A 20,828-nucleotide genomic window follows, 5' to 3' on the forward strand; every position below is an offset into this window, starting at 1 on the left:
TCAGCGCGGAGCGTGGCCATGCAGGATCTCGAGGCGTATTCGGTTCTGGTGGGGTCGATCTACGACCGCGTCGGCCAGCCGGAGGAGTGGTCGGCGCTCCTGGAGGATCTGACCGATTTCGTCGGCGGCCGGGTCGGCCAGCTCGCCGTGTTCAGCCTCGACGGGAACCGCAAGCCGCTCTGGGCGGTGTCCGGCTTCGAGCGGTCGCGGTACCGCGAGTTCCTCTACCGGCACGCCACCGAGGATCCGCGTCTCCCCTACATCCTGTCGAACCAGGGCAAGGTCATCCGCGCCGAGGAGGGGGTCGACGCGGTGCAGTTCCGCGAGTCCGCCCTGTTCAAGGAGGTCGTGCAGCCCTTCGAGATCGAGCACAGCCTCGTCACCTACTTCGCCAAGGAAGCCGACGTCATGGCGACGCTCGCGGCGATGCGGGGCGAGGAGGGCGGCCCCTTCCGGTCCGACGAGGTCCGGCGCCTGGCGATGCTCGTCCCGCACCTGCGCCGGGCCTTCGAGCTGTACGCATTGATGCGGCAGGCCTCCGAGCGCACGTCCGATCTCGCCTCCGCCCTGGACCTGCTCGACGCCGCCGTGATCCTCACGGATTCCGACCTGCGCGTCGCGCACGCCAACCGCGCCGCCGAGGCGCTGGCGCGGTCCCGGACCGGCCTGTCCTTCGTGAAGGGCAGCCTCGTCCTCAAGGACAGCCAGACCGGGCGGCGGATCGCCCGCGCGGCCGGCGAGGCGCTCGCGGCCGCGAGCGGCGACGTCGCGATCACGCAGGCCGACCACATCACCGTGACCTGCGGCGAGAGCGGCATGCCCTACCGGGTGTCGCTGCACCCGCTGTCGAAGCGGCCGGCGGGCACCGGGTCGAAGGTGCGGGCCGAGCTGGCGATCGTGATCCGGACCGGGACCCCGAAGGTCCAGGGGAGCAACGCCGCGCGGCTGCAGAAGCTGTTCGGGCTGACCGCCGCCGAGTCGATCCTCGCCAACGCGGTCGCTTCGGGACGGTCCCTCGACGACCACGCCCAGGACCGCGGCATCGCGATCTCGACCGCCCGCACCCAGCTGCGCGCCCTGTTCGCCAAGACCGAGACGCACCGGCAGGGCGAGCTCGTGGCGCGCCTGCGCGAGGGGCTGGACGTCTCGCTCAACTGACCACCGGGTGTCGGGCCGGACGGCCCGCGCCGCTCCGCGAACGCCACAGGAGGTCGTGCATGCGCGCCGCCGCTCCCGAGACGCCCTGCCTCGCCTTCCTAGAGGCCCTGCCGGTGGCGGAGCGCTGGCAGCGCGCCCGGGACTGGATCGCCCGCGCGCCCCGGCCCTTCTTCGCGCAGCTGCGCGCGCGGCGGACCGCCCTGGATTGCGGCGCGGCCATCCTCGTCGCCGGCCGCGCCGAGGTCGAGGAGATCCTGTCCCTGCCGCAGGTCTTCTCCGTCGCGCTCTACAAGCCCAAGATGGGCGAGTTCATGCTGGCGCTCGACGGCACGGAGGTGAATTACCGCGACAAGGCGGTCATGCGCGCCGTGCTGTCCTGGCGCGACCTCCCGGCGATCCGCGATCTGGCGGGCGCCGAGACCGACGCGGCCCTCGACGCGGGCCTCGACCTGGGGCTCGACCAGGGCGGCGGATCCATCGACGTCGTGGCGTCGGTCTCGCGCCGCGTCCCGCTGCGGATCGTGCAGCGCTTCTTCGGGTTCGCGGCGCCCGACGCCGACCTGCTGCGCTGGTCGTACGCGAACCAGTTCGACCAGTTCAACAACCTCTCCTTCGACGAGCGCCCGGACGCCGACGCGATCCACGCGGCGGCGGATCTGGCGCGCCAGGAGATGCGGGCGGCCTTCGCCAGGATCATCCCGGCGCGCGTCGCGGCGATCGAGGCCGGCGCCGACCTGCCCGACGACGTCCTCACCCGGCTGCTCCGGCTGCACCTGCCGGCGGCGACCGGCTTCGGCATGGACCGCGTCGTCATCAACGTCGGCGGCCTGCTGATCGGGGCCATCGAGACCACGTCGGAGGCCGTGGTGCACGCCCTCGCGGAGCTCCTCGGCCGGCCGCAGATCCTCGCGGCGGCCCGCGCGGCCGCCCGGACCGGACCCGCCGCCTTCGACGGCTACGTGTGGGAGGCGCTGCGCTTCGCGCCGATCGTCGCCTTCATGTTCCGCCAGGCGGAGACCGACCACGTGCTCGGCCGGGGCAGCCCGGCCGAGAGCCGGATCGCCAAGGGCCGGGTCGTCCTGCCCCTCAGCCTGTCGGCAATGTTCGACGCGACCGGCGTGCCCGACCCGGACCGCTTCGACCCGGCCCGCCCGGAGCAGACCTATCTCCATTTCGGCCGGGGCCATCACGAGTGCCTCGGCCGCTACGTGGCGGGCGCGATGGTCCCGGAGATCGTTCGCCGCATCCTCCTGCGCGATGCCGTGCGGGCCGAGGGCGCGGTCGAGGACGGGGGCACGCCGTTCCCGACCGCGTTCCGCATCTCCTGCGCCGGCCGGCCGGCGGGGGACGCCGGGCCCGGTTAGCCCGGCGCGCGCGGGACGTCGCCGACACCGCGCCCGGTCCCTCCGTCGCGAGCCCGGGCGGCGCGCGACCGCGCGCGCCCGGATCCGGGGCGTCGCCCGGAGCCCCGCCCGATCGGCGCCCGGCCGCGCGCAGGTGCCGGCCGTCCCATCAAGGCTTCGTCACCGCAGAGCCCGGAGCATCGACATGGCATCCTTCCAGGATTTTCAGGACGGCTACGAGCGGACCTGGGCGTCGCTCCAGATCCGGCCGGAGAAGCTCGCGACCGTGCGCAAGCTCGCGCAGCAGCTCGCCGCCGGCAAGCCGCGCTACCAGGAGATCGAGGCGCGCACCGGCGTGCCCTGGTGGTTCATCGGGCTCTGCCACTACCGGGAATCGACCTTCGACTTCGACACGTATCTCGGCAACGGACAGAAGCTCGGACGGCGCACCACGATCGTCCCGAAGGGGCGCGGGCCGTTCACGGGGCCGCAGGCCTTCGTCGAAGGGGCAGTCGACGCGCTGCGCCTCCAGGGTCTGGTCGGGCTCGGCGACTGGAGCGTCGCGCGGGCCCTCTACCGGCTCGAGGGCTTCAACGGTTACGGCTACCACGGCCGGGGCGTGAACTCGCCCTATCTCTGGGGCGGATCGACGGCCTACGGGCCGCCGGGCGCGCGCGGCGGCAAGTTCGTGCGCGACCACGTGTTCGACCCGAACGTGGTCGACACGCAGATCGGCACCGCGGTGATCCTGCGGAGCCTCATCGACCTCGACGCGACGGTCGCGCTCGCGGCGCCGCGCGCCGTCGAGGCGGCCGTGTCCCGCGAGCCCGACGACGAACTCGCCGACAGCACGCTCTGGGTCCAGCAATCGCTCAATCGCCTCGGCGCGACGCCGCCCCTCGTCGAGGACGGCCGGAACGGGCCGCGGACCATGACGGCCGTCGCGACGTTCCAGGCGCGGTGCGGTCTGGACGATACCGGCCTCGCGGACGCGCGCACGATCGCCGCCATCCAGGAGGCGCTGCGGCCGGCGGCGCCGGACCACGCGGTGCTGACGCGGATCCAGGACCTGGAGCGACAGCTCGCCGCGAGGGCGGTCACCCCGATGCAGCCCGCCCCGATGCAACCTGCCTCGATGCCCCCGGTGGTGATCGCGCCGGCCGCGCCGCCCGCCGACGTCGCGGCGCGGCTCGACGAGTTCCTCCAGGCCCTGCGCCGACAGATCGACGGTGCGCGCCTCCCGACCGCCCCGATCTTGCCCGGCCCGCCCGCGGCGCGTCCCGACGGCGCGGTCCTCGGGCCGGTCAACGGCGCGCTCGGGCAGACGATCGGGCAGCTGCTCTCCGGCAAGAAGTCGGCGATCGGCATCATCGGCGCCGTCGCCACGCAGATCCTGTCCCAGGTGCCGCTCAACACCGGTCTCGGGCAGGTGCTCGCACAGCTCACGCCCGCCTTCGGGCTGAGCCCCTACACGATGCCGATCTTCATCGGGCTGACGGCGTGGGGCGCGCTCGGGAAGTTCGAGAAGTGGAACGCACGCGCGGGGCAGGCGACCCCGTAGCGCGCGGCGGGCTCCCGGGAAGTCCGGCGCTCACGACGCGCCGCGCCCGCTCACTCGGCGAGCACGAAGGCGAGGCCGAGGATCGCCACCAGCAGAGCCCCGCCCGCGAGCTCCTCGCGCGGCTCCTCTGCGAAACGCGCGGACCGGCTCGCGCTGGCGATCCCAGCTGCGGCGAGCCCGATGATCAGGAAGCCGAGGCCGAGCAGATCGGTCGTCTGAACGGACGGTAGCATCGGTGGTCCTCCGTCAGAGGTGCCTCTCACCCCTCTGGCCAAACCCAGTGCGCCTCGACATGCGCGATCAGCCCGAGCGCGTGATCGCGGACGAGGATCGCGGCCCGATCCGCGTCGCGTGCCTGCAAGGCGGCGATGATGGCGGCATGCTCGCGCATCGAGTCCTCGAGCCTCCCGGCCCGATGGAGGAAGGCCGACCGGATCGCCCGCATGTGGATGAACAGGTTGGTCGTCATCTCGACCATCAACCCGCAGCCGCCGAGACGGATGATCGTCCGATGGAAGTCGAGGTTGGCCTCGTCGTAGGCCTTCAGATGGTCGGGCAGAGTCGCGATGTCGAACGCCTCGAAGGCCCTGCCGAGCGCGCGGAGATCGGCATCCTCGGCGTTCCGTGCGGCGGCATGGGCCGCCATGCCTTCGAGCGCGGCCCAGACGGTGATCATCTCGACGATCTCGCGCTTGTTCTTGCGCGTCACGAAGAGGCCGCGGCGCGGCACCGTGGAGACGAAGCCCTCCCGCTCCAGGAGCGTCAGGGCTTCCCGGACCGGCGTGCGGCTGATGCCGAGATCCTGCGCGATCTGGTGTTCGTGCAGCCGGATCTGCGCCGATCCGGCGTAGAGATCCATCGCCAGGATCGATTGCTTGATGCTGTCGTAGGCCTGTTCACGCAGACTCAGGGTCTGTCCGATCGAGGCTAGACCCAGAGAGGTCTCGGAAGGCTGCAGCACAGTCGAACTCCGGGAACGCGAGAATGGATTCTGGCCTCAGGTCCTGGAATGGCGCCGAGCGCGGCCGGGCTATCGCGTGAGAGCGAGGCGCCAGGACAGCCGTCCCTCACCCGATCGTCGACGGACGCCCGAACATGCGCGATCGTCCGCGGCGCCCTGCGTCTCGACGAGACGGTCTCCGTGCGGGCCAGCTGCCCGGTGCTGGCCGACCCGGCTCCGGAATTCCGGAGCCGGGTCGGGGAGGCTTCGCCCCGGCCGCGGAGCGGCGGGGGCCGTCGCTCAGGCGTGGGCCAGCTTCATCGCCGGAGCCGCCGCGTCGTTGTTCGCCGCGTGGTGCTGCTTGAGCATCGGCCGCAGGACCGCGATCGCCAGGACGGCGGCGATCAGGTCCATGGTCGCCACCGTGTAGAGGACGGTCGCCCAGGTGCCGGTCGCCTGCATGATCAGGTTGCCCACCGGCACGAACAGCGCGGCGAAGCCCTTGGCGCAGTAGAGCACGCCGTAGATCTTGCCGATGTGCTTCGAGCCGAAGGTGTCGGCGGCGGTGGCGCTGAACAGCGAGTAGACCTCGCCCCAGGCCAGGAACACCACACCGGACAGGATCACGAAGGCCCACGGGTTGGAGCCGAAGTAGCCCAGCGCCACGATGCCGATACCCTCCATCGCGAACGCGATGAACATCGTCTTCTCACGGCCGATCCGGTCCGAGACGAACCCGAAGAGGGGGCGCGAGATGCCGTTCATGATCCGGTCGAGCATCAGCGCGAAGGGCAGCGCGGCCATGGCGAAGAAGTACAGGTTGACCTGGAAGTTCTTCACCCCGAGATCCTGCGCGATCACGCCGAGCTGGGCCACGGCCATCAGGCCGCCCGTCACCGTGCAGGTGAACATCAGCAGCATCACGTAGAACACGGGGGTGCGCAGCGCCTCACCCAGGGTGTAGTCGCGCCGCGACTGCAGGACCTTGGTGGAGAACGGCACCTGATCCTTGCGCGGGGCGCGCATGGCGATGGCGGCGGCGATGATGATGGCACCCTGGATCAGGCCGAAGACGAAGAAGGCCTGGGCGTAGTTGCCGCCGTCGATCATCTTGGCGATCGGCAGGATGGTGAGCGCCGAGCCGGCGCCGTAGCCGCCCGCCGTGAGGCCGACCGCGAGGCCGCGCTTGTCCGGGAACCACTTGAGCGCGTTGTTGACGCAGGTGGCGTAGACGCAGCCGACGCCGATACCGCCGGCCACCGAGCCGAGGTAGAAGCCGCTCAGGCTGGTGGCGTAGGAGTTGATGACCCAGGCCAGGCCCGTCATCAGACCGCCGAACATGACGACGCGGCTCGGGCCGTACTTATCGATGAAGTAACCCTCGATCGGGGTCAGCCAGGTCTGGACGACGACGAAGATCGTGAAGGCGACCTGGATCGCGGCGCGGTCCCAGCCGAAGGTCTTCTGAATCTCGGGGACGAACAGCGTCCAGGCATACTGGATGTTCGCCGCTGCAACCATGCAGATCACGCCGAGCACGATCTGCAGCCATCGATTTGTACTGGGTACTGCCGTAGCCGGCGTGGCATTTGGCATGGCCATGAGCTTCCTCCCTCATTCCTGCGCTGACATTCAGCGGCGTGCTATAGGATTGGCGTGCACGCCGACGAATTCCTTGCCCGCGCCGGAACCTTATGTCGGGTTCCGAAATTGGCACGGCGGCATGCATTATTCTGTGTGCCAGGAACGTATGGCAAGCAGAATAATTCATCCGTTTCGGCCGAGAATTCGGGATTAGAGGGCGATCTCGCGCGTGCTACCGGATCGCGCGGCCGGCCGCCGCTCTCGCGGATGCCCGTCCTCGGTGTGCCGGCGCCATCTGAGACCCGGCCCGCGGCGTCGGCGCGATCCCCAGCTTTGAGGATCGGACGACGTGATCGCTCGGCCCTGAACAGCACCGATGCAGACGATCGGCCCGGATCGGAGGGATCGACGGGCGACGCGGACGGCGGCGCCGGGTCGCGGGGCGCGTCAGGGAATCAGCTTGCCGGGATTCATGAGGTTCCGGGGGTCGATCGCGCGCTTCAGGGTCCGCATGAGGCCGAGCGCCTCCGGCCCGTGCTCGCTTTCCATGAAGCGCATCTTCTTCTGGCCGATCCCGTGCTCGCCCGTGCAGGTGCCGCCCAGGTCCAGCGCGCGGGCGACGAGCCGGTCGAGGAAGCCGGCCACCGCGGACATCTCCTCGGGGCTGTCGGCATCGACGAGCGGCAGGGTGTGGAAGTTGCCGTCGCCGACATGGCCGGCGATCGGCGCCGTGAGCCCGGTCGCGGCGATGTCGCGCTTCGTCGCCTCCACGCATTCCGCGAGCCGCGAGATCGGCACGCAGACGTCGGTCGACATGTTCTTGATCGTGGGACCCGGCCGCAGCGCGATCGAGGCCCAGTACACGTCGTGGCGCGCCTGCCAGAGGCGCGCGCGCTCGTCGGCCCCGGTCGCCCAGTCGAACGGGCCGCCGCCGAGATCGGCGGCGATCTCGCCGAACCGCTCGGCCTGCTCGCGCACGCCCGCGTCCGTGCCGTGGAACTCGACGAGGAGCAGCGGGGTCTCCGGCAGGGCGAGCTTCGAGTAGCGGTTGCAGGCCGCCACCTGCACCTCGTCGAGCAGCTCGATGCGCGCGACCGGGATGCCGGACTGGATCGTCAGGATCGTGGCGTCGCAGGCCGCCTTGATCGAGGGGAACGGGCAGATGCCCGCCGAGATCGCCTCGGGGATGCCGTGCAGGCGCAGCGTGACCTCGGTGATGATCCCGAGGGTGCCCTCCGAGCCGACGAGGAGCCGGGTGAGATCGTAGCCGGCCGACGACTTGCGCGCCCGCCGGGCGGTCGTGACGATGTCGCCGTTCGGCATCACCGCGGTGAGCGCGAGCACCGCGTCCTTCATCGTCCCGTAGCGCACGGCGTTGGTGCCCGACGCCCGCGTCGCCACCATCCCGCCGATCGTGGCGTCCGCCCCGGGATCGATGGGGAAGAACAGGCCGGTGTCGCGCAGGTACGCGTTCAGCGCCCTGCGGGTGACGCCGGCCTCGACCGTGCAGTCGAGGTCGTCGGCATGGACCGCGCGGACGCGGTTCATCGCCCCCGTGTCGATCGAGACGCCGCCGAACGGCGCGTTGACGTGGCCCTCGAGGGAGGTGCCGACGCCGTAGGGCACGATCGGCACGTCGCGCTCGGCACAGGCGCGCACGACGGCCTGCACCTCCGCGGTGGAGTGCGGGAAGACCACGAGGTCCGGCGGCTCGCACGGCGCCCAGGTGAGCTGGTTGGCGTGCTGCTCGCGCACCGCCGGGCTCGCCGTCACCCGGTCCCCGAGCACGGCCCGCAGGGCCTCGGTGAGACCCGCGATCGTCGCCGCGTCCGGGCGGGTCCGCGGGGCGGGAACGGGGGCGTTCATGGGCTGCTCCGATGGGCTCGAACTGGGGCGTCGCCGGGGACGGCGTGTCCCGGGGGGCGCGCGGCCCTGCGACACGGCCTCCGCCGGGAGGACCTAGCAACGCGACCGTAGGTCGATCGGCGGCCGCCCGCCACCCGGGCGCGGCGGGGCGGCGGCGCTGCCCCCTCCCCCCGGGTCGCGTTCACCCACCGCGTCTGCCCCGCCACGTCTGCCCAGCCGCGCCTACTCCGCCACCCGCGCGCCGCGCGCCGCGGCCTGCTCCAGGTGCCGGTCGTGGGTGAGGCAGAGGACCGTCACCATGGCGGCGAGGCCGGCCGCCGCGATGAGGAGGAGGCCGCCCGTGAAGGTGCCGGTGGCGTCCTTGATCGCGCCGACCGCGTAGGGTGCGGCGAAGCCGGAGAGGTTGCCGAGGGCGTTGATGATGGCGATGCCGCCGGCCGCCGCGGCGCCGGACAGGTAGGCGGTGGGCAGCGTCCAGATCACCGGGAGGCCGCCGAAGATGCCGAAGGCCGAGACGCTGAACAGGGCCATCTTGGCGTAGGGATCGGAGACCAGCGCCGCCGCGGCCGTGCCGCCGGCCGCGAGCAGGAGCGCGAAGGCCGCGTGCCCCTTGCGCTCGCCCCTGCGGTCCGAGGAGCGCCCGAGGGCGAGCATGCCGACGATCCCGATCGCGAAGGGGATGAGGCTGACGAGACCCGTCTGGACGTTCGTGAGGTCGAAGCCCTTGACGATCTGCGGCAGGAAGAAGCTGAGCCCGTAGAGCAGCGCCACGTTGCCGAAATACACGAAGGCGACGGCGAGCACGCGCCGGTCGAGGAGCGCCTCCGCGACGCTGTAGCGGCGGGCGGATTCGCGCGCCCGCCGCTCCTGCGCGAGGCGCCCGGTGAGCCACGCGCGCTCGTCCTCGGGCAGCCAGGCCGCCTGCGCCGGCCGGTCCGTCAGGAAGGCCAGGACGATGCCCGCGAGGATGACGGCGGGCAGCGCCTCGAGGACGTAGAGCCACTGCCAGCCCTTGAAGCCCCAGACCCCGTCGAGGCCCAGCAGCGCCCCCGAGACCGGCGAGCCGATGACGCTCGAGAGCGGGACCGCGGCCATGAAGGCGCCGATGATCCGCGCGCGGTAGCGCGCGGGGAACCACAGCGTGAGGTAGAAGATGATGCCGGGGAAGAATCCGGCCTCCGCGGCGCCCAGCAGCAGGCGCACGGCGTAGAAGCTCTTCTCGCCGACGATGAAGGCCATCGCGCCCGACAGGAGCCCCCAGGTGAGCATGATGCGGGCGATCCACACCCGCGCCCCGACCCGCTCCAGGATCAGGTTCGACGGCACCTCGAAGACGAAGTAGCTCAGGAAGAAGATGCCGGCCCCGAGCCCGTAGGCCGTGGCGGAGATGCCGAGATCCTGGTTCATGGTCAGCGCGGCGAAGCCGACATTGACCCGGTCGAGGTAGGAGATGAAGTAGCAGGTGATCAGGAGGGGCAGGAGCCGCCTGCTGACCCGCCGGATGGCGCGCGCTTCCACATCCATCGTCGCCCCCTCGAGGATCCGGAACGGACGCCGGGCGCCCGATCCGACCGGGCCTCCGGTCAATTCGCGGGTGACATAGCCGGGCCGTCGGCGCCCCGATAGGAGCGGACGCGGTGCGGCGGCGGGCGCCTACGCGCCGGGGCGGGACCCGGCCCCGCCGCGACCGAGCGCGTCGAGCAGGAGGTCCGCGACGGCCCGGGGCTGCTCCTGCTGAACCCAGTGCCCCGCCCCTGCCACGAAGTGGCAGCCGAGCAGGCCCGCGCCGGCGGCCTCCTTCATGCGCTCCAGCGCGCCCGGCGCCTGGAACGGGCCCCAGTCGCGCGCCCCGGACACGAACAGGAGGGGGACCTCGATCCGCCGGCCGGCGAACCGCGCGAGGTCGCGGTCGATGCTGCCATCCATGCGGCACCGGTAGCCCTGGAGCGCGCCCTGGAAGCCGGAGCGCGCGTACTCGGCCGCGTAGACGGCGAGTTCCGCTTCCGTCAGCCAGGCGCAGTCCGCGCCGCCCCGCTCCGGCATCTCCGGCGCCACGGTCGCGGGCATCGTCCGGCCTTCATCCATCACGTAGTAGGTCGGCATCTCGGCGAGGGCCTCGGCCGTCCAGCCGGCGAGCGCGCGGGGTCGATTGTCCGGCCAGTCCGCGCTCTTGTGGTGGAAATAGGCGCGCAGGAACGCGGCGAGGCCCTGGGGACTGCGCTCCATGTCGGCGGCGGCACGGCGCGTCGCGTAGTAGCGGTGGTAGTGCGTGCGCGGGCGCGGCAGGGCGGCCAGCGCCGCGTGGATCGGGTCGTCGGCCGGCGTCCGGAGGCCGCGGGCCAGGGCGTCGAGCCCCGGCGCCCCCGCGAAGGGCGCGCTCATGAGGGCGACCATGCCGAAGAGATCGGGCCGCGCCAGGGCGCAGTAGCCGCAGACCCAGGACCCGTAATCGTGTCCGACGAGCGCCGCGACCCTGTCGCGCTTCAGGGCGCTCATCAGGCACAGCAGGTCGAGGAGAAGGTTGTGCAGCCGGTAGGGCGCGAGGTCGTCCGCGAAGGCGACCGGCGCGTCCGCGGTGCGGCCGTAGCCCCGGAGGTCGGGGGCGACGACGTGGTAGCCCGCCGCGGCCAGCGCCGGCATGACCTTCCGCCAGGAATAGGCGATCTCGGGGAAGCCGTGCACCAGGAGGATGAGCGGGCGGTCGGGACCGCCGTCGCCCGCCTCCAGCACGTGCATGCGCAGGCCGTTGACGCCCTCGACGAAGCGGGCGCGGATTCCGGCCGGGAGGGCGGCCGGATCGAGCGGGGGCAGGACGTTCGTCACCATGGCCGCGCGCTCCCGTGCCGATTGTTCGACGGCCGCCGAGCGTACACGCTCCGCGATCCGACCGCGAAATCCGACCCGCGCGCATCCGGCCCTGCCCCACCTCCGCGCCCAGTCGGCGCGCCGCCGAACCGTCAGGCGGTCAGGGCGACGCGGGCCTGCCGGTGCCCGGCCTCGGCCCGCCACGCGTCGCGCTCGGCCTCCAGGCCCTGGATCCGGGCATGGAGCTGCCCGGCATCGATGGCCGTCTCCATCAGCATGTCCTGCGCGCTGGCGAGCTGCTCGCGCAGCTCGGAATTCTCGGTCACGAGGGTCAACAGGATCGCCGCCACGTCGTCGCCCATTCGTCCACCTGCCTCACCGTCCGGGGTCGCGGCTGGTAGGACCGGCATGGTTACCGCTCCGGAAAGGATGGCGGCCGGGCGCCCGCGCCGAGGCCACTGTCCACAGCCGGATGGCGCCGGCCGCCGGGAGGCCGCCCGCGGGCCGCGCCGTCTCAGCCGCAGGAACAATCGTCCGTGCGGGAAGATGCCGTCATGCGCACCCCGCGCGAACGGAGCTGCTCGCATGTTCATGAAGCTCGACCGCCTTCAGGCCGAACTGCCACAGCCGAAGAAGCCCGATCCCAACGCGGCGGCCGCGCTGCAGGAGCTGCTCGGCGGCAAGTACGGGGAGATGTCGACCCTCGGGAACTACATGTTCCAGAGCTTCAACTTCCGCAACAAGTCGAAGCTGCGCCCCTTCTACAGCCTCGTGTCGAGCATCTTCGCCGAGGAGCTTGGGCACGTGGAGCTGGTCTCGACCGGCATCGCGATGCTCAACAACGGCCCCGGCGACGACACCGAGGAGGTCGACGTCTCGAAGGCCCCGTTCCACGACATGCAGGACATCCGGCTCGCCGGAAGCTTCCTGAGCAACGGCGGCGGCGCGACGCCGGTCAATTCCAACGCGCAGTCCTGGAACGTCGACATGGTGACGACGACGGGCAACATCATCATCGACCTGCTGCACAACTTCCACTTGGAGTGCGGCGCGCGCCTGCACAAGCTGCGCGTCTACGAGACCCTGAAGGACCCGACCGGCCGCGAGGTCTGCGGCTACCTGCTCGTGCGCGGCTCGGTGCACGCGCACGCCTACGCGCTGGCGCTCAAGAAGCTGACCGGCGTCGAGATCGAGAAGATGCTACCGACCCCGAACATCGTTCTCGACAAGATTCCGGAGTGCCAGAAATATCTGCAGGAGGGCTCGCACCGGCGCCTCTACCGCTTCAGCCCGGACGACTACAAGGAAGCGGCCGGCGTCTGGTCGAACGACGAGGTCGCGCTGCCGGGGGATCCGCCCGGCAACCTGGAGGTCGTCGACGGCCTGCCGGAGGGCGGCAAGATCCCGGAACTCGACGGCAATTACGGGGCCTTCGCGCCCAACTACGCCCCCGAGGAGATCTTCGAGATCGCCAGCAAGCTCTACAAGAAGGGGCGCTGAGAACCAGGCAGGGCCCCGCGGTCTCAGAACCGCGGGCCGCGCCGTCCCCGGTCAGTACCAGTCGTCGTCGTCGGCGGGCGATCCCGGCGGGAGGGGGCCGTCACCCATCACGCCGGGATCCCCGTAGTTGAACGGAGGTCCGTCGAAGCCGACCACACCGTCCGGATTGTCCGGCGTCACGTTCGGATCGACCTTCAACTCGGTATCCTCGCGCCCGAGCCGTTGATCGAGGCGATCCATGCGCTTGAGATCCTGCTGGATCGGGATGTCCTGCTGGGCCTGCGCGACGATCGGGGGACTTGCGAGGGCGAACACCAGCGCGGCGACGGTCAAGCGTGTCATAGCAATCGGCCCTTCGCGTCCCGGCGCGCTCCTGAAGTCGATGCATACCGTGGACGGACCACCGAGCATAGCATTGACGGCCGTCAACACTAATCGCGCGTGCATGTCGACCGGGCGCGCGCTCGGCGAATGCGCGTCGCCGCCCGGCTCGACCGGATCGAGATCTGCCTTCGTGCCGTGAGACGTGCCCTCCCCGCCGGGCATCATGCGGGCACCGTGCAGGCCTCGTGCAGGTCAGATCGCGGAAGGCCGGCAATCCTGCGGGCGCCGGGCCTGACCGGTCAGCGCGGCTGGCGGCCGGCCGGGCCGGCGACGTGCGGGCCGGCGGAGCGGTCGGCCGGCACGGGCCGGTGGTAGGTGACGGAGATCTCGGGCAGCATCACCGCGGTGACGTCGGACAGGCCGTGGCGTGCGGCGGATCCCTGCGCGGAGGCGGGCGTCGCGAGGGCGGCGGCGAGGGTCGCGGCGAGCGCGGCGGCAGCGAACAGGCGGACGGTCATGGCAAACCTCTTCTGACTTCGGCACGAAGTCATCCGGTCAACTGTCGCGAGTGAGGAAGATCGTCGTTCCGGCGGTCTTGATCGCCTCGGCTCTGTCGGGCCGAATGTCATCCTTCAACATGGATGTTAGGCCGGCGGTTGCCGCGAATGCGTGCGACGCCGCACAATCGTCAGTATCGAATCGAGCGCGAGGTCTCTTCGTCGCGCCGGACCGGCCCCTTTTGGGCGCGCCCGGCACCGCTGCTCGATCCGGCGCGGCGATGGCCGGCATCCGCGACTCGCGGGCGCGCCGGGGCGCTCCCGCCGGGATTTCGTGGACGGACGTTCGCTTTCCGTACTCATGTGGCATCGGAGTGGCAGCCGGCGCGCGACGGCTCCGCTACGGTGCGGACGTCTCCCTGAGGCGCCCTCGATGCTCATCCCCGCCCCGACCATCCGCCGTCTCCTCATGCTGGGGCTCGTGCTCGTCGCCCTCGTCGCGCTCGCGGACGGCGTGGCCCGCCACGAGTTGCGCACGGCCGCGCGCGCGATGACCCTCGCCGACGCGGCCCCGCAGACGGAGCGCGCGTCGGATGAGTAGGCGCTCGCCCCTCGCGGCCGGCCTGACGCTCCTCGCGGCCCTGGCGGGGGCCGAGCCCGCCGCGGCGCTGGCAGCGGAGCCGGCCGACCTGCCGGGCCTGGAGCGGGCGTGGCACGGCTGCGTCCGCGAGGCCTTCGACCGGCAGCCGGCGCACCGGAGCAGGCCCGGCCGGGAGCGGGGCGCCCTGGACGCGTGCAAGCCCCAGGAGGACGCCTACGTGGCGGCCCTGATGGCCGCCCGGCCGATCGACGCGAACCGCCCTGCCCTGGCCTGGGCGCGGACCTGGATGGCCTACGTGGTGGATCCGCTGAGGGACTGGATCGCCGCGCTGCATCGCTGAGCCGTCCCACCCGCGGCCGGGCGGAGGTCGGGCGCGGACGGCCGCCCGCGCGGGGCGGGACGCCCGCAGGTCTCGCGCAGCTCTACCGAAGATGCGCCCCGAGCATTCGCGCCAGTATTGTGCATCCCTTTCCGATGTTCGCGCGTTCCAATCTCGAACCGGCCGATATTTCGGTGCGATTGTCGACATAGAGGAGGCGCGAATGCTGCGCGGTGGATTGCTGTGGCTGCTGGGAATCCCGCTGCCGATCATCCTGTTGCTGTATTTCCTCGGCGTGTTCCACTAGGTCGAGGCGGACGGTCGTCGTGCCCTACACGGTCGAGATCACCACGCCGCCGGTGCGGATCGACGGCGCCGAACAGGCCTCGCGGATGTATCAGCTGCCGGACCCGTTCAGCACGCTGGCCGAGGCCAAGGAAGCGGCGATCGCGCATATCGGGGGTCTCGGCCTCGATCCGGCCGGCATCCTCTACACCGTCTTCGACCGCGAGGGTTTCACGGTCGCCTCCAACGCGGATCAGGGCGCGGGGGCCGGATAGAGCGGGCCGGCGGGTCGGGGTCCCGTCCCGCTCTGCGGGGCCCTCCGAGCCCGGAGGCGGCCTCCCTGCCCGCCTCCGGCCGGTGCGCGGCCCGGGATCCGTGCGCGAGCGGCGGCCCTGCAGGTGTTCCGGGACACGCCGGACCTGAAAGCTTGGGCGTACATCGGGATCACACCGCGAACACAGTCGCGAACCCGATGGAGACGACGATGACCTGGACCAACCGCATCGCCCTGGCGGCGACCCTGATCGCCGGCGCGGTCGCCCTCGTGACCTACGCGCAGGCCCTCAGCCTGCCGGCCCATTTCGCGTGAGCGAGACGGGCCCGGCGGCCGTCTCGCCCACCGTCGCCGCCTGAACGCGCGCCGAACGGTTCCGCGGCGCAGCGTGACTCTTCGCACCGCACGCAGCCGGCCGATCCGGCATCATCATTGCAGTCGGTGATCCCGGGTCTCGCCCGAGACCCGCTGCTCGATGAGAGGCGTGCACGACATGGTCCTGAAGGGCTTCTCCTACGCGATGATCGGCGCCTTCCTGGGCGGCCTCGCGATGACGGTGACCGGCTCGGCCGGGGTGCTGATGGGCTTCTGAGCCGCGGCGGTCCTCGGGGCCGCCCGGGCGACGGACTGCCCGAACGGACGGCGTGAGCGGCGGGGCGAGAGCCCCGCCGTTCCCGTATGCGGACCCGGACGATGCCGCGGTTCGGGTCGAGGCCGCGCTCACGCGACCGGGTCATCCCATTCGATGGCGCGGCGCAGGAAGGTGAGCCCCAGCGCCCGAAACGCCGCCGTCTGCTCGCTGTCCTTGCCGGCGCCGTGCCCGCCGGTCGCGGGCTCGTAGAAGGCGACGTCGCAGCCGAGGACGCGGAGCTTCTGCGCCATCTTCCGCGCGTGGCCGGGATGGACCCGGTCGTCGCCGCGGCTCGTGGCCAGCAGGATCGGCGGGTAGGCCCGCCCGGCCTCGGCGGCGTGGTAGGCGGAGATGCCGGACAGGAACGCCCAGTCCTGCGGGTCGTCCGGATCGCCGTACTCCCCGATCCAGCTCGCGCCGGCCAGGAGCTTCGTGTAGCGGCGCATGTCGATCAGCGGGATCGTGCAGGCCAGCGCCCCGAACCGCTCCGGGTAGCGGGTGAGCATGTTGGCGATCAGCAGGCCTCCGTTCGAGCCGCCCTCGGCCGCGATCCGCCCCGGCCGCGTCACGCCGCGGGCGACGAGATCGGCGGCCACCGCGGCGAAGTCGTCGTGCGCCCGGGCCTTGCCCTCGCGCCGGCCCGCGTGGTGCCAGCGGGTGCCGAACTCGCCGCCGCCGCGGATGTTGGCGGTCACGCAGGTGCCGCCGCGCTCCAGCCAGAGCTTGCCCAGCACGGGCTGGTAATCCGGCAGGCGCGAGAGCCCGAACCCGCCATAGGCCGTCAGGTAGACGGGGGCCGCACCGGTCTCGGCCTCCGGTCCGACCTGAACGTAGGGAACGCGCGTCCCGTCCGCCGACACGGCCTCGTGGCGCGTCACCCGGACGCCGCGCGCGTCGAAGGCCGGGGGCGCCCGACGCAGGACGGCCGGGGCGTCGAGCGCGGGCGGGAAGGCGAGCAGCGCCGGCGGCGTCACCGGATCGTGGGCCAGCGCCAGCAGGGCTCCGTCCGCCCGCTCCGGATCGCCGTCGAGGGGCCAGAGATGGACGGAACCCAGGGCGGGCAACCCCGCGAGGGGCCGCTCGGTCCAGCCGCCCGGCCCCGGCTCGAAGACCCGGTAGGTGGGACGCAGGTCCTCGAGCACGTCCACGATCAGCCGCCCGGCCGACCAGAACACCCTCTGCAGGGCGAGCCGCGCGTCCGGCTGCCAGAGGACCGTGAAGGCGCGGCCTCCCGCCAGCAGGTCGGGGAGCGCGATCGCCAGCACCGTGTCGGTGTCGTGCGCGACGCCGTCCACCGTCCAGGGCCGCCGCAGCCGCACGGACAGGTGGTCGCGGTGCAGCTGGACCCCGGCATGCGTGGGCAGGTCGAGGCGCGCGCGCAGGCCGCCGCGATCGCCGATATGGACAGCCGCGTCGAAGAAGCCGAGCTGCTCGACGACCGTGATCCGCTCGGTCCCGGTCTGCCGGTCGGACGCGCCCCAGACCGCCATGCTGGTCTCGGCGGTCTCGAACAGGACGGACGCGTCGCGCGGGTCCGTGCCGCGCGGCCAGAGCCGGACGGTGCGCGCGTAACCGGACCGCGTGGCCATGCCCGGGCCGAGGGCGCTCGACAGGAGCACCGTCTCGCGATCGAGCCACGTCGCGCCGCCCTTGCTCTCGGGCAGGACGAAGCCGTCGGCCACGAAGGTGCGGGTGTCCAGATCGAACTCGCGGATCACGGCCGCGTCCTTGCCGCCGCGGCTGAGGCGGACGAGGGCGCGATCGAGCGCGTCCCTGAGGATCGTCGCCCCGGCCCAGACCCAGTCCTCGCCCTCCGTCGCCGCGAGATGGTCGAGATCGAGCAGGATCTCCCAGTCCGGGACCGCGGCGCGGTAGCCGGCCGCGTCGACGCGCCGCCACAGGCCGCGCGGATGCGCGCCGTCCGTCCAGAAATTGTAGAGCCAGGTGCCGAAGCGCTGGACGAACGGGATGCGGTCCGACCGGTCGAGAAGCGCGCGGGCGATGTCGCGGTCGCGGAGGAAGCCGACATCGCCGTAGCGGGCGAGCGTCTCCGCGTTGCGTGCCTCGACCCAGGCGAGCGCGTCGGGCCCGTCGACCTCCTCCAGCCAGAGGTAGGGATCGTCGTCGGGCCGCGCGAGGGTCGGCCTGGGGTCGGGGTGGGGGTCGGTTGCCGCGGACATCAGTGGGAGCGTAGCCCCTGCGCGCCACCCTCGATAGGCGCGCGGCATTCTCCCGATGAGCGGTCAATCGTCTCGGACGCGCAGGTGTTCGCACGCCTCGCGCAGGTGGAAAGGACGATCCGGACACGCGGATCAGGACGTTTCCGCATGCGGGGGGCCGATCCCCCTCCCGAACGTCGCCCCCGCGCGCCGTCGACTCGGCCGGCAGGCCGCGCAGGTCTCTCGGGCGCATCTATACTTATCTTTCCAGCGCAATTCGGACCATATCAGATCTTTGACTGTTTTCGCTTTTATCAAATCAGCACATATGCCTTGCATTCGCACCGATCATGGTATTCAATGATGGTTCGGTCGCGTACGGTCTGGTTCGTGCTCTGAGTCCCCATGGCCTCACCGGGGGTCGCTGCGATGCGCGTCGTCGAACAGGGGTTGCGCAGGTCTCGGCTCGCCGAGGCGGCGATGGTCGGCGTCGCGGGCGCCGCCGTCCTGGTCTCGGGTTGTCTCGGCATCTCGCCCGGGTGGGCGGTGGACGCGGACGCGGTCGTCGGGACCTGGCGCCTCGCCGCGGCCACGCGCCGGATCGTGGACACGGGCGAGACCATCGACGCCTACGGCGGCCCGAAGCCGACCGGGTGGATCCATTACGGCCGCGACGGGCGCATGATGGTGGTCTGCGCCCACGAAGGCCGGGAGCGGCCGATCGCCAACGACAAGATGTCCGACGCGGACCGGATCAAGCTCCACAAGACCTTCTTCGCCTATGCCGGGACCTACCGGCTCGAGGGCGACCGGATCGTCCACGACATCGACACGTCCTGGAACGAGGCCTGGACCGGGACCTCCCAGGTCCGGCACGTCGCGCAGGAGAACGGGCGGCTCGTCCTCACGACGGTGCCGTTCAAGTTCAATGTCGACGGCAGGATGAGCGTCATCACCCTAACCTGGGAGAAATACCCTTAGCCCGCCCCCGCAGATCCTGTGCCGTCCCGCACTCATCAACCAGAACATTTCACGATGGAGGAAGACATGCTGCGCCCCCACGTCCTGCACGCGACCGTATTCGCTGTCGCCCTGATGACGCCGAGCCTGTGCCGGTCGGACACCGTGCAGGCCGACGCGCAGAGCGCCGCGAGCCAGTGGGACGCGGCGTATAACGGCGGCGACATGGACGCGCTGGCCAAGCTCTACACGCCCGACGCGATCGTCGTCACGAAGGGCGCGCCGCAGACCAGCGACGGCATTCAGAAGTTCTTCGCCGGGCTGAAGGCGAAGGGGTGGGACGAGCACAAGACGACGGTCAAATCCGCGCTGCCGAAGGACAACCTGCTCATCGTGTCCGGCCGCTGGGAGATGACCGGCCCCGGGGACGGGGGCGCGAAGAAGAAGTTCGAGGGCAACTGGGTGAACGTGCTGGAGAAGCGCGACGGCGCCTGGCGCACGGTCCTGCACACCTGGAACTGATCGCTCCGCCCAGCCGGGGGACGGCCGGGCGGAGCGCCTCCCGGTCTCAGTGGATCGGGCGCGGAACCGTGCCCCGCGCCCGGGCGGCCGGGCCGCCCTCGGCCGGCACCACGCCGGCCTCCAGGCTCTCCAGGCTCTGGCTGCGCGGCTCGACGCCGAAGGCCGCGACCGCCACGATCTGCAGGGCGAGCAGCCCGATCATCAGGCCGGTCACGCCCGCGATGCCGTAGGCCTCGAACAGGGTGACGACCAGGAAGGGCGTCACGATAGTCGCCCCGCGCCCGACCGTGTTGCACAGGCCCGAGGCTCGCAGGCGCACCTCGGTCGGGAACAGCTCAGGGATGTAGATCCCGAACAGCAGGGCCACCAGCACGTAGATCGGCACCGTCAGCCCGAACCCGACCAGCGGCAGCAGGACCGGGTCCAGGGTCATCGGGTAGAGGATCCCGAACAGGATGGCCGTCGCCGAGGCGCCGATGATCGTCGGCTTGCGGCCCCAGCGGTCGGCGGTCAGGGCGCCGATGGCGCTGCCCACCGGCGCGCCGAGCCCCATCAGCAGCGCGTAGCCGAAGGAGGTCGCCACCGAGAGGCCCTGCCGGATGAAGAAGGTCGGCAGCCAGGTCACGAAGCCGTACAGCAGGGTGTTGATCACCACGAGGCACAGGCAGCCCAGCAGCAGCCGCGACAGCAGCGGCGGCCGGAACAGGGCGGCGAGCCCGAGCTGCGTGACCGGCGCCATCGCGGCGGCGGGCGGCAGGGGCGCGCCGCGGGCGGCCTCGGCCTCGATCGCGCGCATCAGCGCCTCGGCCTCGGCGTGGCGCCCCACGGCCTCGAGCCAGCGCGGCGATTCCGGCAGGCTCTTGCGGGCGTACCAGACGGCGAGCGCCCCGAGACCGCCCAGCGCGAACATCGCCCGCCAGCCGAAGGCCGGGATGATCAGGTAGCCGATCAGGGAGGCGGCCGGCAGGCCCGTGACGACGAACACCGCCATGAGGCCGAGGAAGCGCCCGCGCGAGCGCGCCGGCACGAACTCGGTCATGGTCGAGTAGCCCACGACGTTCTCGGCCCCGAGCCCCACGCCCATGATGAAGCGGAGCACGATCAGCACCGTCATGTTGGGCGCGAAGGCCGCCCCGAGCGCGGCCAGCCCGAAGACCAGGAGGTTGGCCTGGTAGGTGAAGCGCCGCCCGTAGCGGTCGCCGAAGAAGCCCGTCAGGAACGAGCCCGCCATCATCCCCACGAAGGTGGCCGAGACGAACCACGCGTTCTGCGGCAGGGTCGAGAAGCCGCTCTTCAGGGTCGCGCCGAGCACGGTGGCGGCGATGTAGATGTCGAACCCGTCGAAGAACATGCCGATCCCGATCAGCCACATGATGCGGCGGTGGAACGGGCCGATCGGCAGGCGGTCGAGGCGGCCTCCGGCGTTGACCGCCGGGCTCACGGCTTCGGACATGGGGCGTTTCCTTCCTCGGGTTCGGGGCCGGCGCGGAAGGGGTCCG

The 20,828-nt window shown here is 71.6% G+C and carries 21 protein-coding genes; 10 read left to right on the forward strand and 11 right to left on the reverse strand.

What is annotated here, in order from left to right; genetic code table 11:
* Window positions 1-18 precede the first annotated feature (18 nt).
* From BLW78_RS21935 to BLW78_RS21945, 3 genes are all read left to right on the forward strand, one after another.
* The gene (locus BLW78_RS21935; protein WP_091682082.1) at window positions 19-1,158 is read left to right on the forward strand and encodes a helix-turn-helix transcriptional regulator; all 1,140 of its coding nucleotides are present in this window, start codon (window positions 19-21) and stop codon (window positions 1,156-1,158) included.
* A gap of 59 nt (window positions 1,159-1,217) precedes the next feature.
* On the forward strand, window positions 1,218-2,522 hold the full coding sequence (locus tag BLW78_RS21940) for a cytochrome P450 (RefSeq protein WP_091682084.1): 1,305 nt from the start codon (window positions 1,218-1,220) through the stop codon (window positions 2,520-2,522).
* A 184-nt stretch (window positions 2,523-2,706) separates the two neighbouring features.
* Entirely contained in the window at window positions 2,707-4,062 is a 1,356-nt protein-coding gene (locus BLW78_RS21945) for a peptidoglycan-binding protein (protein WP_056524238.1), read from the forward strand.
* Window positions 4,063-4,112: 50 nt separating this feature from the next.
* On the opposite strand, the gene BLW78_RS21950 is transcribed toward BLW78_RS21945, so the two are convergent.
* The 7 genes from BLW78_RS21950 to BLW78_RS21980 all read right to left on the reverse strand — a co-directional run bounded on the left by BLW78_RS21950 (window position 4,113) and on the right by BLW78_RS21980 (window position 11,619).
* Window positions 4,113-4,295, reverse strand: a complete 183-nt coding sequence (locus BLW78_RS21950; protein ID WP_020095869.1) for a hypothetical protein — start codon at window positions 4,293-4,295, stop codon at window positions 4,113-4,115.
* Between the two features lie 26 nt (window positions 4,296-4,321).
* Window positions 4,322-5,023 (reverse strand): GntR family transcriptional regulator, encoded by a 702-nt coding sequence (locus BLW78_RS21955; protein ID WP_020095868.1) that lies wholly within the window; start codon window positions 5,021-5,023, stop codon window positions 4,322-4,324.
* Window positions 5,024-5,302: 279 nt separating this feature from the next.
* Window positions 5,303-6,604, reverse strand: coding sequence for an oxalate/formate MFS antiporter (gene oxlT, locus BLW78_RS21960; protein ID WP_091682085.1), 1,302 nt, complete (start codon window positions 6,602-6,604; stop codon window positions 5,303-5,305).
* A 429-nt stretch (window positions 6,605-7,033) separates the two neighbouring features.
* On the reverse strand, window positions 7,034-8,452 hold the full coding sequence (locus tag BLW78_RS21965; RefSeq protein WP_091682087.1) for an FAD-binding oxidoreductase: 1,419 nt from the start codon (window positions 8,450-8,452) through the stop codon (window positions 7,034-7,036).
* Window positions 8,453-8,674: 222 nt separating this feature from the next.
* Complete coding sequence (locus BLW78_RS21970; RefSeq protein WP_091682089.1) at window positions 8,675-9,976, reverse strand: MFS transporter; 1,302 nt, start codon at window positions 9,974-9,976, stop codon at window positions 8,675-8,677.
* A gap of 129 nt (window positions 9,977-10,105) precedes the next feature.
* Window positions 10,106-11,278 (reverse strand): alpha/beta fold hydrolase, encoded by a 1,173-nt coding sequence (locus tag BLW78_RS21975; RefSeq protein WP_091682090.1) that lies wholly within the window; start codon window positions 11,276-11,278, stop codon window positions 10,106-10,108.
* Window positions 11,279-11,409: 131 nt separating this feature from the next.
* A complete protein-coding gene (locus BLW78_RS21980) occupies window positions 11,410-11,619 on the reverse strand; it encodes a hypothetical protein (protein WP_091682092.1) in 210 nt (69 codons plus the stop codon).
* 223 nt (window positions 11,620-11,842) lie between these two features.
* On the opposite strand from BLW78_RS21980, the gene BLW78_RS21985 reads away from it, so the two are divergent.
* Window positions 11,843-12,757, forward strand: coding sequence for a manganese catalase family protein (locus BLW78_RS21985; RefSeq protein ID WP_010685278.1), 915 nt, complete (start codon window positions 11,843-11,845; stop codon window positions 12,755-12,757).
* 51 nt (window positions 12,758-12,808) lie between these two features.
* On the opposite strand, the gene BLW78_RS31810 is transcribed toward BLW78_RS21985, so the two are convergent.
* Complete coding sequence (locus BLW78_RS31810; RefSeq protein WP_244527018.1) at window positions 12,809-13,306, reverse strand: hypothetical protein; 498 nt, start codon at window positions 13,304-13,306, stop codon at window positions 12,809-12,811.
* 74 nt (window positions 13,307-13,380) lie between these two features.
* Window positions 13,381-13,599, reverse strand: coding sequence for a hypothetical protein (locus tag BLW78_RS21995; protein WP_020095860.1), 219 nt, complete (start codon window positions 13,597-13,599; stop codon window positions 13,381-13,383).
* A 412-nt stretch (window positions 13,600-14,011) separates the two neighbouring features.
* Between BLW78_RS21995 and BLW78_RS31475 the strand changes: the two genes are divergently transcribed.
* The 4 genes from BLW78_RS31475 to BLW78_RS22005 all read left to right on the forward strand — a co-directional run bounded on the left by BLW78_RS31475 (window position 14,012) and on the right by BLW78_RS22005 (window position 15,058).
* A complete protein-coding gene (locus BLW78_RS31475; protein WP_020095859.1) occupies window positions 14,012-14,179 on the forward strand; it encodes a hypothetical protein in 168 nt (55 codons plus the stop codon).
* The gene (locus BLW78_RS22000) at window positions 14,172-14,519 is read left to right on the forward strand and encodes a hypothetical protein (RefSeq protein WP_020095858.1); all 348 of its coding nucleotides are present in this window, start codon (window positions 14,172-14,174) and stop codon (window positions 14,517-14,519) included. Before BLW78_RS31475 ends, BLW78_RS22000 begins: the two co-directional genes overlap by 8 nt.
* Before the next feature lie 91 nt (window positions 14,520-14,610).
* The gene (locus BLW78_RS30990) at window positions 14,611-14,805 is read left to right on the forward strand and encodes a hypothetical protein (RefSeq protein WP_132368208.1); all 195 of its coding nucleotides are present in this window, start codon (window positions 14,611-14,613) and stop codon (window positions 14,803-14,805) included.
* 19 nt (window positions 14,806-14,824) lie between these two features.
* A complete protein-coding gene (locus BLW78_RS22005; RefSeq protein WP_020095857.1) occupies window positions 14,825-15,058 on the forward strand; it encodes a hypothetical protein in 234 nt (77 codons plus the stop codon).
* A 719-nt stretch (window positions 15,059-15,777) separates the two neighbouring features.
* On the opposite strand, the gene BLW78_RS22010 is transcribed toward BLW78_RS22005, so the two are convergent.
* Window positions 15,778-17,868 carry a prolyl oligopeptidase family serine peptidase gene (locus BLW78_RS22010; protein WP_091682093.1) on the reverse strand — a complete coding sequence of 697 codons (2,091 nt, stop codon included), beginning with the start codon at window positions 17,866-17,868 and terminating at the stop codon, window positions 15,778-15,780.
* 408 nt (window positions 17,869-18,276) lie between these two features.
* On the opposite strand from BLW78_RS22010, the gene BLW78_RS22015 reads away from it, so the two are divergent.
* Together BLW78_RS22015 and BLW78_RS22020 are read left to right on the forward strand one after the other, a co-directional pair.
* The gene (locus tag BLW78_RS22015; RefSeq protein ID WP_244527019.1) at window positions 18,277-18,828 is read left to right on the forward strand and encodes a lipocalin-like domain-containing protein; all 552 of its coding nucleotides are present in this window, start codon (window positions 18,277-18,279) and stop codon (window positions 18,826-18,828) included.
* Between the two features lie 66 nt (window positions 18,829-18,894).
* On the forward strand, window positions 18,895-19,329 hold the full coding sequence (locus BLW78_RS22020) for a YybH family protein (protein WP_020096170.1): 435 nt from the start codon (window positions 18,895-18,897) through the stop codon (window positions 19,327-19,329).
* A gap of 46 nt (window positions 19,330-19,375) precedes the next feature.
* Here the strand turns inward: BLW78_RS22020 and BLW78_RS22025 are convergent, their stop codons facing one another.
* Window positions 19,376-20,782 (reverse strand): MFS transporter, encoded by a 1,407-nt coding sequence (locus BLW78_RS22025; RefSeq protein WP_091682095.1) that lies wholly within the window; start codon window positions 20,780-20,782, stop codon window positions 19,376-19,378.
* Between the last annotated feature and the right edge of the window lie 46 nt (window positions 20,783-20,828).

It is taken from the genome of Methylobacterium sp. 275MFSha3.1, from assembly GCF_900108435.1.
GTDB lineage: Bacteria > Pseudomonadota > Alphaproteobacteria > Rhizobiales > Beijerinckiaceae > Methylobacterium.

Excerpts from the sequence above, each read along its gene's own strand:
- BLW78_RS21935 (WP_091682082.1), top strand. The coding sequence starts at position 19 with ATGCAGGATCTCGAGGCGTATTCGGTTCTGGTGGGGTCGATCTACGAC.
- BLW78_RS21940 (WP_091682084.1), top strand. The coding sequence starts at position 1,218 with ATGCGCGCCGCCGCTCCCGAGACGCCCTGCCTCGCCTTCCTAGAGGCC.
- BLW78_RS21945 (WP_056524238.1), top strand. The coding sequence starts at position 2,707 with ATGGCATCCTTCCAGGATTTTCAGGACGGCTACGAGCGGACCTGGGCG.
- BLW78_RS21950 (WP_020095869.1), bottom strand. The coding sequence starts at position 4,295 with ATGCTACCGTCCGTTCAGACGACCGATCTGCTCGGCCTCGGCTTCCTG.
- oxlT (WP_091682085.1), bottom strand. The coding sequence starts at position 6,604 with ATGGCCATGCCAAATGCCACGCCGGCTACGGCAGTACCCAGTACAAAT.
- BLW78_RS21965 (WP_091682087.1), bottom strand. The coding sequence starts at position 8,452 with ATGAACGCCCCCGTTCCCGCCCCGCGGACCCGCCCGGACGCGGCGACG.
- BLW78_RS21970 (WP_091682089.1), bottom strand. The coding sequence starts at position 9,976 with ATGGATGTGGAAGCGCGCGCCATCCGGCGGGTCAGCAGGCGGCTCCTG.
- BLW78_RS21975 (WP_091682090.1), bottom strand. The coding sequence starts at position 11,278 with ATGGTGACGAACGTCCTGCCCCCGCTCGATCCGGCCGCCCTCCCGGCC.
- BLW78_RS21980 (WP_091682092.1), bottom strand. The coding sequence starts at position 11,619 with ATGGGCGACGACGTGGCGGCGATCCTGTTGACCCTCGTGACCGAGAAT.
- BLW78_RS21985 (WP_010685278.1), top strand. The coding sequence starts at position 11,843 with ATGTTCATGAAGCTCGACCGCCTTCAGGCCGAACTGCCACAGCCGAAG.
- BLW78_RS31810 (WP_244527018.1), bottom strand. The coding sequence starts at position 13,306 with ATGATGCCCGGCGGGGAGGGCACGTCTCACGGCACGAAGGCAGATCTC.
- BLW78_RS21995 (WP_020095860.1), bottom strand. The coding sequence starts at position 13,599 with ATGACCGTCCGCCTGTTCGCTGCCGCCGCGCTCGCCGCGACCCTCGCC.
- BLW78_RS31475 (WP_020095859.1), top strand. The coding sequence starts at position 14,012 with ATGCTCATCCCCGCCCCGACCATCCGCCGTCTCCTCATGCTGGGGCTC.
- BLW78_RS22000 (WP_020095858.1), top strand. The coding sequence starts at position 14,172 with ATGAGTAGGCGCTCGCCCCTCGCGGCCGGCCTGACGCTCCTCGCGGCC.
- BLW78_RS30990 (WP_132368208.1), top strand. The coding sequence starts at position 14,611 with ATGCGCCCCGAGCATTCGCGCCAGTATTGTGCATCCCTTTCCGATGTT.
- BLW78_RS22010 (WP_091682093.1), bottom strand. The coding sequence starts at position 17,868 with ATGTCCGCGGCAACCGACCCCCACCCCGACCCCAGGCCGACCCTCGCG.
- BLW78_RS22015 (WP_244527019.1), top strand. The coding sequence starts at position 18,277 with ATGCGCGTCGTCGAACAGGGGTTGCGCAGGTCTCGGCTCGCCGAGGCG.
- BLW78_RS22020 (WP_020096170.1), top strand. The coding sequence starts at position 18,895 with ATGCTGCGCCCCCACGTCCTGCACGCGACCGTATTCGCTGTCGCCCTG.
- BLW78_RS22025 (WP_091682095.1), bottom strand. The coding sequence starts at position 20,782 with ATGTCCGAAGCCGTGAGCCCGGCGGTCAACGCCGGAGGCCGCCTCGAC.